Source organism: Bradyrhizobium sp. 134, assembly GCF_023074155.1.
In the GTDB taxonomy this organism is placed as follows: Bacteria; Pseudomonadota; Alphaproteobacteria; order Rhizobiales; family Xanthobacteraceae; genus Bradyrhizobium.
In genome coordinates, this window is sequence record NZ_JADPKX010000073.1 from 226,318 (window position 1) to 242,313 (window position 15,996).

At 64.4% G+C, this 15,996-nt stretch carries 19 protein-coding genes; 12 read left to right on the plus strand and 7 right to left on the minus strand.

Annotated elements, in window-relative coordinates:
- Positions 1-52 precede the first annotated feature (52 nt).
- From IVA75_RS29030 to IVA75_RS29045, 4 genes are all read right to left on the minus strand, one after another.
- Positions 53-337: a tautomerase family protein gene (locus IVA75_RS29030; protein WP_256378942.1), complete on the minus strand. Its 285-nt coding sequence runs from the start codon at positions 335-337 to the stop codon at positions 53-55.
- 18 nt (positions 338-355) lie between these two features.
- The gene (gene hisS / locus IVA75_RS29035) at positions 356-1,876 is read right to left on the minus strand and encodes a histidine--tRNA ligase (protein ID WP_247284436.1); all 1,521 of its coding nucleotides are present in this window, start codon (positions 1,874-1,876) and stop codon (positions 356-358) included.
- 50 nt (positions 1,877-1,926) lie between these two features.
- Positions 1,927-2,451, minus strand: coding sequence for a DUF2314 domain-containing protein (locus IVA75_RS29040; protein ID WP_247284438.1), 525 nt, complete (start codon positions 2,449-2,451; stop codon positions 1,927-1,929).
- 122 nt (positions 2,452-2,573) lie between these two features.
- Positions 2,574-3,656, minus strand: coding sequence for a branched-chain amino acid aminotransferase (locus tag IVA75_RS29045; RefSeq protein ID WP_027565383.1), 1,083 nt, complete (start codon positions 3,654-3,656; stop codon positions 2,574-2,576).
- Positions 3,657-3,995: 339 nt separating this feature from the next.
- On the opposite strand from IVA75_RS29045, the gene IVA75_RS29050 reads away from it, so the two are divergent.
- Genes IVA75_RS29050 through IVA75_RS29060 form a run of 3 tightly spaced genes read left to right on the plus strand, consistent with a single transcriptional unit; the run spans position 3,996 to position 6,669 of the window.
- The gene (locus tag IVA75_RS29050) at positions 3,996-4,535 is read left to right on the plus strand and encodes a MarR family transcriptional regulator (protein ID WP_247284440.1); all 540 of its coding nucleotides are present in this window, start codon (positions 3,996-3,998) and stop codon (positions 4,533-4,535) included.
- Complete coding sequence (locus IVA75_RS29055; RefSeq protein ID WP_018453502.1) at positions 4,532-5,263, plus strand: response regulator transcription factor; 732 nt, start codon at positions 4,532-4,534, stop codon at positions 5,261-5,263. Before IVA75_RS29050 ends, IVA75_RS29055 begins: the two co-directional genes overlap by 4 nt.
- Positions 5,264-5,280: 17 nt before the next feature.
- Positions 5,281-6,669, plus strand: a complete 1,389-nt coding sequence (locus IVA75_RS29060; protein WP_027520375.1) for an ATP-binding protein — start codon at positions 5,281-5,283, stop codon at positions 6,667-6,669.
- A gap of 104 nt (positions 6,670-6,773) precedes the next feature.
- Here IVA75_RS29060 and IVA75_RS29065 read toward each other — a convergent pair whose 3' ends face one another.
- Together IVA75_RS29065 and IVA75_RS29070 are read right to left on the minus strand one after the other, a co-directional pair.
- Positions 6,774-7,304, minus strand: coding sequence for a DUF3617 family protein (locus IVA75_RS29065; protein ID WP_247284451.1), 531 nt, complete (start codon positions 7,302-7,304; stop codon positions 6,774-6,776).
- 42 nt (positions 7,305-7,346) lie between these two features.
- On the minus strand, positions 7,347-7,640 hold the full coding sequence (locus IVA75_RS29070) for a hypothetical protein (protein WP_007596852.1): 294 nt from the start codon (positions 7,638-7,640) through the stop codon (positions 7,347-7,349).
- A 182-nt stretch (positions 7,641-7,822) separates the two neighbouring features.
- Here IVA75_RS29070 and IVA75_RS29075 point away from each other — a divergent pair, with 182 nt between their 5' ends.
- The 4 genes from IVA75_RS29075 to IVA75_RS29090 all read left to right on the plus strand — a co-directional run bounded on the left by IVA75_RS29075 (position 7,823) and on the right by IVA75_RS29090 (position 10,472).
- A complete protein-coding gene (locus tag IVA75_RS29075) occupies positions 7,823-8,287 on the plus strand; it encodes a hypothetical protein (protein WP_027565385.1) in 465 nt (154 codons plus the stop codon).
- A 114-nt stretch (positions 8,288-8,401) separates the two neighbouring features.
- Positions 8,402-9,094 carry a ribonuclease T2 gene (locus IVA75_RS29080; protein WP_247284454.1) on the plus strand — a complete coding sequence of 231 codons (693 nt, stop codon included), beginning with the start codon at positions 8,402-8,404 and terminating at the stop codon, positions 9,092-9,094.
- Between the two features lie 52 nt (positions 9,095-9,146).
- Entirely contained in the window at positions 9,147-10,007 is an 861-nt protein-coding gene (gene rlmJ / locus IVA75_RS29085; protein WP_247284467.1) for a 23S rRNA (adenine(2030)-N(6))-methyltransferase RlmJ, read from the plus strand.
- A 249-nt stretch (positions 10,008-10,256) separates the two neighbouring features.
- Complete coding sequence (locus tag IVA75_RS29090; protein ID WP_007614865.1) at positions 10,257-10,472, plus strand: cold-shock protein; 216 nt, start codon at positions 10,257-10,259, stop codon at positions 10,470-10,472.
- A gap of 87 nt (positions 10,473-10,559) precedes the next feature.
- Here IVA75_RS29090 and IVA75_RS29095 read toward each other — a convergent pair whose 3' ends face one another.
- Positions 10,560-11,183, minus strand: a complete 624-nt coding sequence (locus IVA75_RS29095; RefSeq protein ID WP_247284470.1) for an outer membrane protein — start codon at positions 11,181-11,183, stop codon at positions 10,560-10,562.
- A gap of 251 nt (positions 11,184-11,434) precedes the next feature.
- Between IVA75_RS29095 and uvrC the strand changes: the two genes are divergently transcribed.
- The 5 genes from uvrC (at position 11,435) to prmB (ending at position 15,906) form a co-directional block, all read left to right on the plus strand.
- On the plus strand, positions 11,435-13,504 hold the full coding sequence (gene uvrC / locus IVA75_RS29100; RefSeq protein ID WP_247284474.1) for an excinuclease ABC subunit UvrC: 2,070 nt from the start codon (positions 11,435-11,437) through the stop codon (positions 13,502-13,504).
- A gap of 97 nt (positions 13,505-13,601) precedes the next feature.
- Positions 13,602-14,219, plus strand: coding sequence for a CDP-diacylglycerol--glycerol-3-phosphate 3-phosphatidyltransferase (pgsA, locus tag IVA75_RS29105; protein ID WP_027565390.1), 618 nt, complete (start codon positions 13,602-13,604; stop codon positions 14,217-14,219).
- On the plus strand, positions 14,216-14,467 hold the full coding sequence (gene moaD, locus IVA75_RS29110) for a molybdopterin converting factor subunit 1 (RefSeq protein ID WP_027565391.1): 252 nt from the start codon (positions 14,216-14,218) through the stop codon (positions 14,465-14,467). The genes pgsA and moaD overlap by 4 nt, the downstream gene beginning before the upstream one ends.
- A 3-nt stretch (positions 14,468-14,470) precedes the next feature.
- Positions 14,471-14,947 (plus strand): molybdenum cofactor biosynthesis protein MoaE, encoded by a 477-nt coding sequence (locus IVA75_RS29115; protein ID WP_247284477.1) that lies wholly within the window; start codon positions 14,471-14,473, stop codon positions 14,945-14,947.
- Positions 14,947-15,906, plus strand: coding sequence for a 50S ribosomal protein L3 N(5)-glutamine methyltransferase (prmB, locus tag IVA75_RS29120; RefSeq protein ID WP_247284490.1), 960 nt, complete (start codon positions 14,947-14,949; stop codon positions 15,904-15,906). The genes IVA75_RS29115 and prmB overlap by 1 nt, the downstream gene beginning before the upstream one ends.
- Positions 15,907-15,996: the final 90 nt, after the last annotated feature.

The window sequence follows — 15,996 nt, forward strand, 5'->3', positions numbered from 1 at the left end:
TGGGTCCTGGCTTTCGCCAGGACGACAGTTGCGTTTGCAGTTACAGCGATGGCTACTTCTTCGCAGCCGCCGCGCGCTCCACGAACGTCTTGCCGCCCTTCATCTTGTGGCGGAGCGGGGCTTCATTGATCTGGATGACGACGGCGTCGGCATCGACGCCGAGATTCTTCACCAGCGCCTGGGTGATGTCGCGCATCATGCCGGCCTTCTGCTCGTCGGTGCGGCCTTCGGCCATGCTGACAGTGATCTCAGGCATTTTTCTCTCCCTTGGGCCGAACACCGGCCATTGACGGGCGCCATCAAACAGGAGGCGGATGCCCGGGACAAGCCCGGGCATGGCGGCGTCAGCGAATAGCTAGCCCCAGCTCACGTCATGGCGCGCTAGCACCTCGCGAACTTTGGCGACAAGATCGGCCTCGCTGCACGAGAACTGCGCCGGGCGGCTCTCACGCCATTCCTGGTTGGAAGCGATCGCGGCTGCCGCCTTCGCGCCCTCGATCAGATCCTTGATCTGCACCTCGCCACGCGCTTTTTCATCCGAGCCCTGGATGATGACGCAGGGCGCATTGCGGCGATCGGCATATTTGAGCTGGTTGCCCATGTTCTTGGGATTGCCGAGATAGAGCTCGGCGCGGATGCCGGCGGTTCGCAGCGATGCGACCATCTTCTGATAGTCGGCGACGCGGTCGCGGTCGAACACGGTGACGACGACGGGGCCGAACCCGGGCTTCGTGTCGAGCTTGCCGAGCAGCGTCAGCGCGGCCTGAAGCCGCGACACGCCGATCGAGAAACCGGTCGCCGGCACGGGCTCGCCGCGGAAGCGCGAGACCAGGCCATCGTAGCGTCCGCCGCCGCCGACCGAGCCGAAGCGCACCGGTCGGCCCTTGTCGTCCCTGGTCTCGAGCAGCAGTTCGACCTCGTAGACGGGGCCGGTGTAATATTCGAGGCCGCGCACGACAGAGGGGTCGATCTTGATGCGATCCGCACCGTAACCCGACGCCGTCACCAGTTTCGCGATCTCTTCCAGCTCGCTTACGCCGGCCTGACCGACTTCGCTCTTGGCTAGATAGGTTTCCGCCGCGGCAATGGCCTCTTTCCAATCGTCGCGCGGTTTGGTGATGGCGAGAACGACGTCAGCTTCCGACGCGCTTAGATTGGCGCCCTTCGTGAAGTCGCCCTTGCCTTCTTCGCCTCCATCCCATCTGCCGGGACCGAGGAGCTTGCGAACTTCCTCGGCGGGAAACTTATCGAGCTTGTCGATTGCGCGCAGCACGGTGAGCCTGCGCGCTGCGTTCTCTTCGCCGCCGAGCCCGATGGCTTCCAGAACGCCGTCGAGCACCTTGCGGTTGTTCACCTTCACGACATACGAGCCGCGCGCAATGCCCAGCGCCTCCATCGTGTCGGCCGCCATCATGCAGATCTCGGCATCGGCCGCCGGCGTTGCCGAGCCCACCGTGTCCGCATCGAACTGCATGAACTGGCGGAAGCGACCGGGACCCGGCTTTTCATTGCGGAAGACGTAGCCGACCCGGTAGCTGCGGTAGGGCAACACGAGAGCGTCGGTGCCGTATCGCTCGCCGACGTAGCGGGCGAGCGGCGCGGTCAAATCGTAGCGCAGCGAGATCCACTGCTCGTCGTCGTCCTGGAACGAGAACACGCCCTCGTTCGGACGATCCTGGTCGGGCAGGAACTTGCCGAGCGCATCGGTGTATTCCATCGCCGGCGTTTCCACAGGCTCGAACCCGTAGAGCTCGTAGACGGTGCGGATCTTTTCCACCATCTCGCGCGTCGCCCGGATCGCGGCGGGATCGCGATCCTCGAGCCCGCGCGGCAGGCGCGCCTTCAGTTTTTGGGGTTTTTTGGATTTCTCGGCCATGCGCGGCATTTACCAGCCGACGCGCGAAGCGGCAACTGCCGGGTAGGCCCTTACGGCTGCTCCATCCGTGCCCGCAGCGCATCGGCATCCGCTTTCGGCAGCGACTTCAGCGTTGGCTTGATGGTTTCCCCGCCGACGATCTTGCCGTTGCGCATGAACATCCAGTCCGAGATGTCGGCTTCAGTGAATTCGACCTTGTCGCCCGCCCGCTTGCCCGGCAGATCGCGTGGCTCGTTGGCGAAGAGGCCGGAATAGCCCCCATTGGGTAGCTTCTTCACCTCGGCCATCCAGATGTGCTCACCGCCTTTGCGGGTCGAAAAGTGCACCTTCAGGGCGTGCCCCGTTTCCGACGGTTTCGGCGCCTCGTAGGAGGCCCAGAAGGTCGGCAGCGTGCCGCGGGCGCGCGCGATCGCGGTGTTCATCTCCGGATCGGTGTTGCGCACGTCGACGACGGGCGAACGGCCCTCAGCGGAGACGTCCGGCTTGGGGCCGATGGTCAGGATGCCAAAGACGGTGACGCCGGTGATTGCGGCGAGAACGACCCATTTCAGGGACTGGGGAAGAGTGGATGTCATGATCGGATTGTCCGGAAAACTCGATGTCCAGGTATTCGAGGTCTCGGACTTTGTCGCACGATCATCGTGTCGCGTTCATTGCGCCTCTCTCTCCCCGCGAGCGGAGAGAGAGAGGGCAAAAATCAAGACAGATTGCGGATCCAGTTATGCGGATCGTTGGTGCGGCCGTACTGGATGTCGACGAGCTGCTTGCGCAGGCCCATGGCGACGGGGCCGGCGGCGCCGCCGCTGATCTCGAAATCGCCGCTCACTGAGCGCACCGTACCGATCGGCGAGATCACGGCGGCCGTGCCGCAGGCAAACGCCTCCTTCAGCTTGCCGCTTGCCGCATCCTTGCGCCACTGGTCGAGCGAATACGGCTCCTCGCGCACGGTTTTGCCGGCGTCTTTGGCCAGCGCAATGATGGAATCGCGGGTGATGCCGGGCAGGATCGTGCCGAGCGGCGGCGTCGAGAGCGAGCCGTCGTCGAACACGAAGAACACGTTCATGCCGCCGAGCTCTTCGATGTAGCGGCGCTCGATCGCATCGAGAAACACGACTTGGTCGCAGCCGTGCTGGATCGCTTCGGCCTGGGCGCGCAGGCTTGCGGCATAGTTGCCGCCGCATTTGACGGCGCCGGTGCCGCCGACGGCAGCGCGCGTGTAGTTCTCGGACACCCAGATCGAGACTGGCGCGGGGCCGCCCTTGAAGTAGGAGCCGACCGGCGAGGCGATCACCGCGAAGATGTATTCGGACGACGGCTTGACGCCGAGGAAGGTCTCGCTCGCGATCATGAACGGGCGCAGGTAAAGGCTGCCCTCGCCGCCCGGCATCCAGGCGCGGTCGATGCGCACGATTTGCTCGACGGCCTCGATGAAGACGTCTTCGGGGAGCTGCGCCATCGCCATGCGGTCCGCCGAGTCCTTGAAGCGCCGCGCATTGGCGTCGGGGCGGAACAGGTTCACGCCGCCGTCGTCGCGCTTGTAGGCCTTGAGGCCTTCAAAAATTTCCTGGGCGTAGTGCAGGACGGCGCCGGCCGGATCGAGCTGGAAATTGGCGCGGGCCTCGACACGCGCCTCGTACCAGCCGCCCTTGGCCTGGTTGTAGCGGACCACCGCCATGTGATCGGTGAAGACCCGCCCGAAGCCGGGGTCCACCAGCTTGGCGACCCGATCCTTCTCGGGGGTCGGATTGGATGCGGGCTGGATGTCGAATTTCATGCTCATGTCCTTGCCTCCCGCTGCCGGTAGCGGCGCCGTTGTGGCACCCACCTGCCCCGATTTGGGCCCGGCTGGCTCAATTGGTTTCTGGCCGGACCGCCGCCAGCCTTGTTACGGCCGGTTTCCGTGGCCAGCATGTCACCGAGGACATGCTTTTGCGGAAGACGGAAGTCCAGTATGTTTTGCCGAAATGCCGTTCGACAATCGCACGGTTGATCTGCTCCGGCCGTCGCCGCCTGTCTGGCCCACTGGGGCCGCCTTGCTTCGATGCCCACCCGACGCGAAACGATCTAAAATTTCGTACGGGCCGATCGTTTTGTAACATTGAGACCAAGATACGTCAATATGCCTGACATAAATTTCGCGACTCCTTCTCAAGAAGCTGCCGGGCCGCGGCCGGCCGCAGACGACGGAGGCAATTTGCGCTGGGATATCATCGAACTGCTGTTCTTCGCCTATCGCGATTTCGTCGGCGATCCCGACCAGGAGCTGGAGGCGTTCGGCTTCGGCCGGGCCCATCACCGCGTCATGCACTTTGTTTATCGTTATCCCGGCCTCAAGGTCGCCGACCTCCTCGACGTCCTGCGCATCACCAAGCAATCGCTCGGCCGGGTGCTCAAGCAGCTCCTGGACGAGGGCTATATCGTCCAGAAGACCGGCGACAATGATCGCCGCCAACGCCTGCTGTTTGCGACACCGAAGGGCGAGGCGCTGGTGCAGAAGCTCGCCGGTCTCCAGACCACGCGCATCACCAAGGCGCTCGCCGAGATGGCGCCGCAGGATGCCGAAACCGTCAAGCGCTTCCTGCGCGCGATGATCGACCGCGACGATCCCGACAAGGTGCTCGAAACGATCTTCGCCACCGTCAATCAGGACAAGGAGTGACCGTGCCGCTCGCTGCCACGCTCGCACGCCCGCCGGCACGCCCCGCCGACGATGCTCCGCATCTCCTGCTGGTTGACGACGACCGCCGCATCCGCGACCTGCTCTCGCGTTTCCTTGCCGGCGAAGGCTATCGCGTCTCGACCGCCGCCAGCGCCAGCGACGCCCGTTCCAAGCTTTTGGGCCTGCACTTCGACCTCTTGATCCTGGATGTCATGATGCCCGGCGAGACCGGCTTCGATCTCGCCCGTTTCATCCGGACTTCGTCCTCGGTGCCGATCGTGATGCTGACGGCGCGGCATGAAGCCGAAGCGCGCATCGAGGGCCTGCAGATCGGCGCCGACGATTACGTCGCAAAGCCGTTCGAGCCGCGCGAGCTTGCGCTACGCATCAACAACATCCTCAAGCGCGCTGCGCCGCCGCCGCAGGCCGCTGCAGTGGAGAAGATCGCGTTTGGCCCGTACATCTATCACCTCGACCGCGGCGAACTGCGCCAAGGCGAAGACGTCATTCACCTGACCGACCGCGAGCGCGAGATGCTGCGGATCCTGTCGGAGACACCGGGCGAGACCGTGCCGCGCAGCGCGCTAACCGGCAATGGCAGCGTCAACGAGCGCGCTGTCGACGTGCAGATCAACCGCCTGCGGCGCAAGATCGAAACCGATCCCGCCAATCCGCTGTTCCTCCAGGCCGTGCGCGGCATCGGCTACCGGCTGGTAGCCTCGCCATAAAGAGTGAAGCGCCACCGATGAGCACGATCGATAGCGGCCTGACGCTTTTGAAGAGCGCCGCCGGCCGCGTCTCCGCCGCCAATGGCTGGATGGGCAACGCCTTCAAGGGCTGGATGCCGACCGGCCTCTACGCGCGTGCGCTGCTGATCATGATCGTGCCGATGGTGATCCTGCAATCGGTCGTCGCCTTCGTGTTCATGGAGCGGCACTGGAACACGGTGACACGGCGCCTGTCGGCCGCGGTGGTGCAGGACATCGCCGCGCTGATCGACGTCTACAAGGGCTATCCGCAAGACAAGGATCGCGACCAGATCCGCCGCATCGCGCAGCAGCGCCTGGGCCTCGTCGTCGATTTCCTCCCGGCCGGCGACATGCCGCCGCCGGGACCCAAGCCGTTCTTCTCGCTGCTCGACCAGACGCTGTCGGTGCAGCTCGGCCGCCAGATCGGGCGCTCCTTCTGGATCGACACGGTCGGCCGCTCCAATCTGGTCGAGATCCGGATCCAGCTCGACGACGCCGTGATGCGCGTGTTCGCGCAGCGCAGCGCCGCCTATGCCTCGAACTCGGAGATCTTCCTGTTCTGGATGGTCGGAACGTCCTCGATCCTGCTGATCGTCGCGGTGCTATTCCTGCGCAACCAGATCAAGCCGATCCTGCGACTTGCCGACGCCGCCGAGAGTTTTGGCAAGGGCCGCGAGGCGCCGAATTTCCGCCCGCGCGGCGCGCGCGAGGTGCGGCGCGCGTCGGTCGCCTTCCTCGAAATGAAGTCGCGCATCGAGCGGACGATGGAGCAGCGCACCGCGATGCTCGCCGGCGTCAGCCACGATCTGCGCACGATCCTGACGCGGTTCAAGCTCGAGCTGGCGCTGATCGGCGACAGCCCCGAAATGGAGGGCATGCGCAAGGACGTCGACGAGATGTCGATGATGCTCGAGGACTACCTCGCGTTTGCTCGCGGCGATTCCGGCGAGCAGTCGCAGCCGACCGACATGGCCCAGGCGCTCGAGGAGCTGCGCAGCGACGCCGAACGCCACGGCCACACGGCGACAGTCGCATTCAACGGGCTGCCCGTGGTCACGGTGAAGCCGGCCTCGTTCAAGCGCTGCCTTGCCAACCTCGTCACCAACGCCGCCCGCTACGGCAAGAGCATCGCCATCACCGGCCAGCGCGATCACCGTTATTTGACCGTGACGGTCGACGACGACGGGCCGGGCATTCCCGCACACCTGCGCGAAGAGGTGTTCAAGCCGTTCCTGCGGCTGGACAACGCCCGCAACCAGGATGAAGGCGGCACGGGCCTGGGCCTCGCGATCGCCCGCGACATCGCCCGTTCGCATGGCGGCGACATCACACTTGGCGACAGTCCGATGGGCGGATTAAGAGCGAGCGTGCGGATACCGGTGTAACCGGTGATGTAGCCCGGATGGAGCGTAGCGAATCCGGGATTCTTTCTTCGCGATCGATGCACCGGTCCCGGATTTCGCTTCGCTCATCCGGGCTACGATCTTCCTTACTTCGGCAACAGCGCCTTCAGCTTGTCCATGTCGCGCACGTTCATCTTGAAGCCGCCGGGCATCACGATGTCGCCGGGCTTCTGGTCCGGCTTGCAGGCCCCTAGCCATTTCGCTTCGAGCTGCATGGTGGTGTCGCGGCCTGCCGCGCCGGCGGCGCCGCCTTGCGCGTGCGACGATGTCTTCACCGTATAGGCCGAATTGAAATCGCCAGTGATCTCAGCATGCGAGGTCGTGCTGATGCCGGCGACATTGCATTCGGAATCGCTGACATAACCGGTTGCGGTCTTCTTGATGTCCTGCTTGGCGCAGATCTGCTTGGCCATCGGGGAGATGTTGTTGTTCATCTCCTTGTCGACGGTCTCGTCGGTGCAGTGCTGCATGGTCATCTCGGGCACCGGCGTGCCGGTCCTGACCATCTTCAATTCCCACAGGCCCGCCTTGCGCACCGGCAGGTCGTCAGCGCGGGCGCTGGCTGCCGACAAGACGAGGCAAAGTGCGGAGCCGAGCAAAGCGAGTTTGCGTGTCATGTCGGAAGCTCCCGGCTGCGATGGCGGCGTTGCGAAAGCGCCTCAGTAGAGCGTGCGGATCGGCTGGTCGGCCGCGCCATAGGGCACCCAGCGGCAGGAGAACGAGATGTAGCCGCCCTCATAGGCCTGCATCGCCAGGAATTTGGCGACCTTGCCGTAGCGGGCGCAGTGATCGACCGCGACCTGCCGCGCATCGACCTGGGTTGCCATCGAATAGGCGATGATTCCGCCAGTGTCGTTGCCCTTGAACGGAGGCACCGGAAGCAGATCGGCGCGCGCCGACTGGCTCGCCATCATACCCAAGGCAAGTAGGCCCGCGGCCGCAATGATTCGCATTCCCGTCACTCCGATTGGTTGGCGGCAGTTTACGGTGTCGGCGCGGCGGTGGAAAGAACCGATGGCCGGTCCAACGCAGCATTGCGGTCAACTCGTCGGCAAGTGTTGCCGCGCTGCACTTGACCTCCCCCGGCCTTCGCGGCACCGTCCGACCCTTGCAGATCATGCTGTCTGGATCATCCATGCGCGCCTCGACCTTCCTGAAATCGCTCCGCTTTGCCGCCGTGCTCGGCCTCCTGTTCGGGGCGCTGTCGCTCGGTGAGGCCAGGGCCGCCAATCCGCTGGAGCTGAATTTCTGGCTGAGCGGGCCGCGTTATGACGGCAACGTTTCCGAATGCGACCGGGCGCTGCCGACGATCGCCAGCCAGTTCTGGGAGAAAGAAAGCTCGTTCTGGAATTCCTCGTTGAAGATCACCGGCTTCGCCGCGGTTCACGAGACCGCGTTCCGGCCTTGGGCATCGGATAACATCCCCCGCCGCTATTGCACCGGCGAGGCCATGCTCACGGACGGCAAGATGCGCAAGGTGCACTTCTCGATCGTCGAGGACGGCGGCTTCGCCGGCTACGGTCAGGGCGTGGAATGGTGCGTGGTCGGGCTCGACCGCAACTGGGCCTACAACCCGGCCTGCCGCGCCGCCAAGCAATAATTGCGCTGATCCGGACCGATCAGGCGGCCCAACGATGGTCGCCCGAAATTTGTTCTTGAAATGTTCCTATCGCCTGCTAGGCTCGTCTGCACAGTCTAGTTGAGGGGCGTCGCCATGTTTCATTCCAGATTGCATTCGTTCTCGCGCCTGATGATCTCGCTGACGCTTGCGGCCGGGCTGGCTGCACTGGCCGGCGGCGCAAAGGCCCAGGACAAGCGGCAGAACACGCCCGGTGAGTTCGACTTTTATGTGCTGTCGCTGTCGTGGTCGCCCTCCTTCTGCGAAGAGGCGGCGGAGCGCGGCGGCCGCTCGCAGATCCAGTGCAGCGGACGGCCCTACGCTTTCGTGGTGCATGGTCTGTGGCCGCAATATGAGAACGGTTTTCCGGAATATTGCCAGCGGCCTTCGCCGCGGCTGAACCGCAGCATCGTCTCCTCCATGCTCGATCTGATGCCGGCGCCGGGGCTGATCTTCAACGAATGGGACAAGCACGGCACCTGCTCGGGGCTCGCCGACCGCAGCTATTTCGAGACGATCCGGAAGGCGCGCGCCGCGATCAAGATTCCGGCCGAATATCTCGATCTATCGCAGGCCAAGACCGTGGCGCCGGCGGAAGTGGAGGAGGCCTTCATCAAGGCCAATCCGGGCCTCAGCAATGCCGCCGTCTCGATCACCTGCAACCGGACGCGGCTATCGGAAGTCCGCATCTGCCTCAGCAAGGACCTGCAATTCCGCGCCTGCGAGGAGATCGACCGCCGCGCCTGCCGTCGCGACCAGGTGGCGATGCCGCCGATCCGGGGTGGGTAGCCCAGGCGTCGTGCCTCTTTGCTCAGGCCGTCACGTGGCGTAGTGCTCTTGCATGAATTACCGCCACGCCTTCCATGCCGGCAGCTTCGCCGATGTCATCAAGCACATCGTGCTGGCGCGCATCATCACCTATCTCCAGGACAAGCCGGGCGCGTTCCGCGTCATCGACACCCATGCCGGCGCCGGCCTCTACGATCTCGAAAGCGACGAGGCGCGTCGCGGCGGCGAGTGGCTGACGGGCATTGCGCGGCTGATGCAGGCGCGGCTGTCGAACGACGCCATGGCGCTGACCAAGCCCTATCTGGACATCGTCCGCGCCTTCAATCCGAAGGGCGAGCTCAAGGCTTACCCGGGCTCGCCGCTGATCGCACGCGGCCTGCTGAGGCCGCAGGACCGCCTCTTGCTCTGCGAGCTCGAGCCGCAGGCGCGCAAGGCGCTGATCGGCGTGCTGCGCCACGACGAACAGGCCCGCGTGGTCGACCTCGACGGCTGGATGGCGCTGCCGGCTTTCGTGCCGCCGAAGGAACGGCGTGGGCTCGTGCTGATCGATCCCCCGTTCGAGGCGAAGGACGAGTTCGAAAAGCTCGAAGAGGCCTTCTCGACGGCTTTCGCGAAATGGCCGACCGGTATCTATGTAATCTGGTATCCCGCCAAGAGCCGGCGCGCCACCGACGCGCTGGTGCAATCAGTGGCGCGGCTCGCAGCCGCAGCAAAACCGCCGGGAAAATGCCTGCGCCTCGAATTCAGCGTGGCGCCACAAGCCGACGGCGCAGCCCTCACCTCCAGCGGGCTCTTGATCGTCAATCCCCCTTACACACTGCACGGCGAGCTCAAGACGATCCTGCCCGAGTTGGAAATGCCGCTCGGCCAAGGGGGCGCTGCCAGATTCCGATTAGAGGTGCCAAGGCCGTAACACTCCGGCATCTTGGGAAAAATATGCAGGAGCGGTGGTCAATCTGCAGAGAACCGTATTATGCTGTTGCGGTGACTGGCTTTACGTTCCGCTTCCGCGAATGGTTGCGGCGGAGTGAAGGCCTAAGAAAGATCCAGTCGGACCGAATGGTCTGCCCAAGGATGGCCAGCTCCCGGGCTTCGTAAGGCCCGGTCATGTCGTGACGTGCGTCTGCGTCACGACGGAGGAGCAATGAGGGGGAGTTTCCCGATGGCCATGACGGGAACGGTCAAGTTTTTCAACGGTGAGCGCGGCTACGGATTCATCAAACCGGACGACGGGGGCCGCGACGTCTTCGTGCATATTACTGCTGTGGAGCGGGCCGGACTGAAGGACCTTGCCGAAGGACAGCGTATTACTTTCGAAGTCGAACCGGACAAGAAGGGCAAGGGGCCGAAGGCGGTCGATTTGGTCATCCTTCCCTAGCGAGTCCGACGCGAAACACCGGCGCAAAAAAAAATCCCGGCCGCGAGCGGCCGGGAGGCTGTAGTCCGGTATTTTCTTCTTTGGGTATCAGAAGTGATAGTTCACGCCTGCGCGCACAACGCTGGCGCTATAGCCGTTTGACACGCCTGTAATCGCGAACTGACTCGTCGACAGATCGATGTAGAGATATTCGAGCTTGGCGCTCCAGTTCGGCGCGAAACCAACTTCCGCGCCGGCGCCGATGGTCCAGCCGGCGCTGGTATGCGACTCCGTCCAGCCGAACGTCTGCGCGCGCAGCTCGCCGAAGGCGAGGCCCGCCGTGCCGTAGAACAGCACGTTGCTGAGGGCATAGCCCGCGCGGCCGCGCAGGGTGCCGAACCACGGATTGGAGAACTTCCACGGCGCGAAGGTATCGTCGGCACCGGCGGCCTGGATGTCACCTTCGACACCGAACACCCACGGGCCGGTCTGGAAATTGTAACCGGCCTGAACGCCGCCGACGAAGCCCGACGGTTTTGCGGGATTGTTGTTCACCGAGCCCCATTCGTAGCCGAGATTGGCACCGAGATACGGACCGGCCCAGCTATAGGCGTTGAGCGGCTGATTGACCGTGTAGGGCGCACGCTGCCCGTAATTGAGATCGGCGGCCTCTGCCGAAGCCGTCCAGCCGACTGCAGCCAACGCGGCTGCGCCCACAACGAGCCTCTTCATCACATACTCCAACGCAACTGCCGTCACCCGGCGCGATGCCTGCGCCGCCGCGCGAGGCAAAACCGCATGGTTACGGAACCACAACTATTTCGCGTAACATTTATCGAGAGTTTTAAGTTAAAGGCCTGTTAAGCCGGGTTACCGCGCTGTTAACAGGCTTAAGCAAGCGTTACCGGGAACTGCGCCGCCATCCTGTGCGTGCCGCACGGCCGGAACTTCAAATCGGCACCCGCAACGCCTAAATTCGCACCATGGTTCACGATTCCACCGACAATCCGGACGACGCACGTGCGCGCAAACCCGTGCGCGGCAACGCGCCCGACGTCCCGCCCCAAGAGACGGAAGCGGCGCCGCCCGACCTCGATCCCGCCACAGCAAACGGGGACGACGAGGACGACGCACGGCTGCCGGACATCCTGGAAGAGAGCGGCACGGTCGGCGAAGAGCCGCTGGCGACCGGCCACGAGGCGATCGAACGCGCGGTCCGCCTCGCCCCCACCTCGCCCGGCGTTTACCGCATGCTCAATGGGAATGCCGACGTGCTCTATGTCGGCAAGGCCAAGAACGTCAAAAAGCGCCTGTCGAACTATGCGCGCCAGAGTGCGCCGCAGCCGGCGCGCATCCTGCGCATGATCGCCGCCACAGTTACCGTGGAAATCATCTCGACCCACACCGAGACCGAAGCGCTGCTGCTGGAGGCCAACCTCATCAAGCAGCTTCGGCCGCGCTTCAACGTGCAGCTGCGCGACGACAAGTCGTTTCCCTATATCCTGATCACGGGCGACCATTGGGCGCCGCAGATCCTGAAGCATCGCGGCGCGCAGACGCGGCCCGGTCGCTATTTCGGCCCGTTCGCCTCGGCCGGCGCCGTCAACCGCACCATCACCGCGTTGCAGCGCGCATTCCTGATCCGCTCCTGCACGGATTCCTTCTTCGAGAGCCGCTCGCGGCCCTGCCTGCTCTACCAGATCCGCCGTTGCGCCGGCCCCTGCACCCGCGAGATCGACTTCCCCGGCTACACGACCCTGGTGCGCGAGGCGAGCGACTTCCTGTCCGGCAGGAGCCATGCGGTGAAACAGGAGCTTGCCGCCGAGATGGAGAAGGCCTCCGGTGAGCTCGAATTCGAGAGCGCCGCGCTCTACCGCGACCGCCTCGCTGCGTTGTCCGCGATCCAGTCGCAGCAGGGCATCAATCCGCGCACGGTGGAAGAAGCCGACGTGTTCGCCATCCACCAGGAGGGCGGCTTCTCATGTGTCGAGGTGTTCTTCTTCCGCACCGGGCAGAACTGGGGCAACCGCGCCTATTTCCCGCGCGCGGAGAAGACGTATACGCCGGAAGAGGTGCTCGGCTCCTTCCTCGCCCAGTTCTATGACGACAAGCCGCCGCCGAGGAACATCCTGCTCTCGCACGAGATCGAGGAGAGCGAGCTGCTCGCCAACGCGCTGTCGATAAAGGCCGGCCGCAAGGTCGAGGTTTCCACGCCGAAGCGCGGCGAGAAGAAGGAGCTCGTCACCCACGCGCTCACCAACGCGCGCGAGGCCCTGGGCCGCAAGCTCGCGGACACCGCGACGCAGAGCCGCCTGCTGGACGCCATGGCTACGACCTTGAGCCTGCCGCATGCGCCGAAGCGGATCGAAGTCTACGACAACAGCCATATCCAGGGCACCAACGCGGTCGGCGCCATGATCGTCGCCGGCCCCGATGGCTTCGTCAAAAACCAGTACCGCAAGTTCAACATCAAGTCGGAAGGGATCACGCCGGGCGACGACTTCGCCATGATGCGCGAAGTGCTGGAGCGCCGCTTCAAGCGCCTGATCAATCCGCCCGAAGAGGGCGCGGCCAAAACCAAGGACGACGACTTCCCGCAATGGCCCGATCTCGTGATCATCGACGGCGGCCGCGGCCAGCTCAACGCGGTCCGGGAGATCTTTGCAAATCTCGGCCTGACCCAGGTGGCGCTGATGTCCGTGGCCAAGGGGCCGGACCGGGATGCCGGCCGCGAGACCCTGTTCATGCCGGAGCGCGAGGCGATCAAGCTGGAGCCGCGCGACCCCGTGCTCTATTTCATCCAGCGCCTGCGGGACGAGGCGCACCGCTTCGTCATCGGCTCGCACCGCAAGCTGCGCAAGAAGGACATCCGCGAGGCCGGCTTGCAGGAGATTCCGGGCATCGGCCCGTCACGCAAACGTGCCTTGCTGCATCATTTCGGAACCCTGAAGGAGATCGAACGGGCCTCGATCACCGATCTCGGCAAGGTTCCGGGGGTGAGCGCCGAGAGCGCCCGCAGGATTTTCGAGTATTTCCACCCTCAGCCGGGATGAAATAAAAGGGGGCCGCGGTCATATGGTCGTCGCATCCCGCACCCCATTTGGGAGCGGAACGGTTGACCTTCAGGCTGCAGCGGTATTGGTAGGACGGATGAACATCGCCACGACACGAGGGACCACCAGCCGCGCGATGTCCCTCCCGAACATCCTGACCTACGGCCGGATCGCCGCGATCCCGGTCGTGGTCGGGTGCATCTACGCACAGTCGATCATGGACGGTCCGCTGTGGCTGCGATGGGTTGCGGTCGCCATCTTTATCGCGGCTGCGGTCACTGATTACCTCGACGGCTATTACGCGCGGATCTGGAATCAGCAATCGGCGTTCGGCCGCATGCTCGATCCGATCGCCGACAAGCTTCTGGTCGCCTCGTGCCTGCTGATGCTGGCCGCCGACGGCATCATTCACGGCTGGTCGCTGTGGGCCGCCATCGTGATCCTGTGCCGCGAGATCCTGGTCTCGGGCCTGCGCGAATATCTTGCCGCGCTGCGCGTCAGCGTGCCCGTGACCAAGCTTGCGAAGTGGAAGACGACGGTTCAGCTCATCGCCATCGGCTTCCTGCTGGCCGGTCCCGCCGGCGATGAGGTGGTGCCCATGGTCTCGATGACCGGGCTGGCGCTGCTCTGGGCCTCGGCGATCCTCACCATGTACACCGGCTACGACTATTTCGGCGCCGGCATCCATCACCTCATCAAGGAGGATGAGGGATGAAAGTGAAGTACTTCGCCTGGGTGCGCGAGCGCGTCGGCAAGGCCGAGGAGACCATCGAGCCGCCCGCGACCGTGCGCACGGTGGAAGAGCTGATCGCCTGGCTGTCCGGCCAAGGCGAAGCCTACGCCTACGCGTTCGAGAAGCCGAAGGTGATCCGCACCGCGATCGACCATGCCCACGTCAAGTCGGACGCCGCGATCGCGGGCGCTCGCGAGATCGCGTTCTTCCCGCCGATGACCGGCGGCTAGACCATGCCCGCCACCACCTGTCGCGTCACCATTCGTATCCAGCAAGACGATTTCGACATCGCGCGCGAGATCGCGGTGCTGACCGGGAACCGCACCGACATCGGTGCAGTCGTGAGCTTTTCCGGCATCTGCCGCGGTGACGAGGACAGCGCCAAGATCGCCGCGCTCTCGCTCGAGCATTATCCGGGTATGGCCGAGGAAGAGATCAGGCGCCATGCCGACGAGGCCACCTCGCGCTGGCCGCTCAACGGCGTCACGGTGATCCATCGCGTCGGCCGTTTCATGCCCGGCCAGAACATCGTGCTGGTGCTGACCGCCTCGCAGCACCGCCAGGCAGCGTTCCAGGCAGCCGAGTTCCTGATGGATTATCTGAAGACCAACGCGCCGTTCTGGAAGAAGGAAGAGAGCGCCACCGGCACCGGCTGGGTCGAGGCCCAGGCCCGCGACGATGAAGCCGCCGCACGCTGGACCCGATCCTGATGGCAACGACATCCAAAAAGACCGTGCGCGGCCGCGCCGCGCCAAAGCTCGCGAAAGTGGGGCGCGGCGAGCTTCTCACGCTGATCGATTTCGTCCGCTATGCGGTGAGCCGCTTCAATGAGGCCAAGCTCGCCTTTGCCCATGGCACACCCGATCCGGTCGCGGAAGCGGCCTTCCTGGTCTGTGAAGCCCTGCACCTGCATCCCGAGCAGTTCGAGATTTTTGCCAACGCGCGCGTTACGGCCGCCGAGGGCAGGACCATCATCGATCTCGTCCATCAGCGCGTCACCACCCGCAAACCGGCCGCCTATCTCGTCAACAAGATCTACATGCGCGGCCTGCCGTTCTATGTCGATGAGCGCGTCATCGTTCCCCGCTCCTTCATCGGCGAGCTCCTGGAGTCGCATTTCGGCGGCGACGGCGAAGCCGGCTCGCTGATCGACGACCCCAGCGCGGTCGAACGCGTACTCGATCTCTGCACTGGGTCGGGATGCCTCGCGATCCTCGCGGCGCATCATTTTCCGAATGCCACGATCGACGCCGTCGATATCTCCAAGGGCGCGATCGACGTCGCCAGACGAAATGTCGGCGAATACGGGCTCGATGACCGGATCAGCCTGCATCGCGGCGACCTGTTCACCCCGCTCGGTGACGCCAAATACGACCTGATCATCACCAACCCGCCTTATGTCGATGCCGAAGGCATGGCGGCGCTGCCGCCGGAGTGCCGGGCCGAGCCGAAGCTCGCCTTTGACGGCGGCGCCGACGGTCTCGACGTTGTGCGCCGGATCCTGCGCGACGCGCCCGGCCATCTGACGCCGGATGGCGGGCTGATCTGCGAGATCGGCCGCGGCCGCGAGCTCGTCGACGAGGCCTTTCCTGAACTACCGCTGCTCTGGCTCGACACCGAGGACTCCGAGGGCGAAGTGTTCTGGATCGCGGCAGCCGATCTCGGCTGATCGATCACGACGGGCAGACCTCGTCGGAACAAGTCAAATACCGCCACGTTCATCCCCCGACGAATTTTCTCGCACTCGGAGGATCACCGC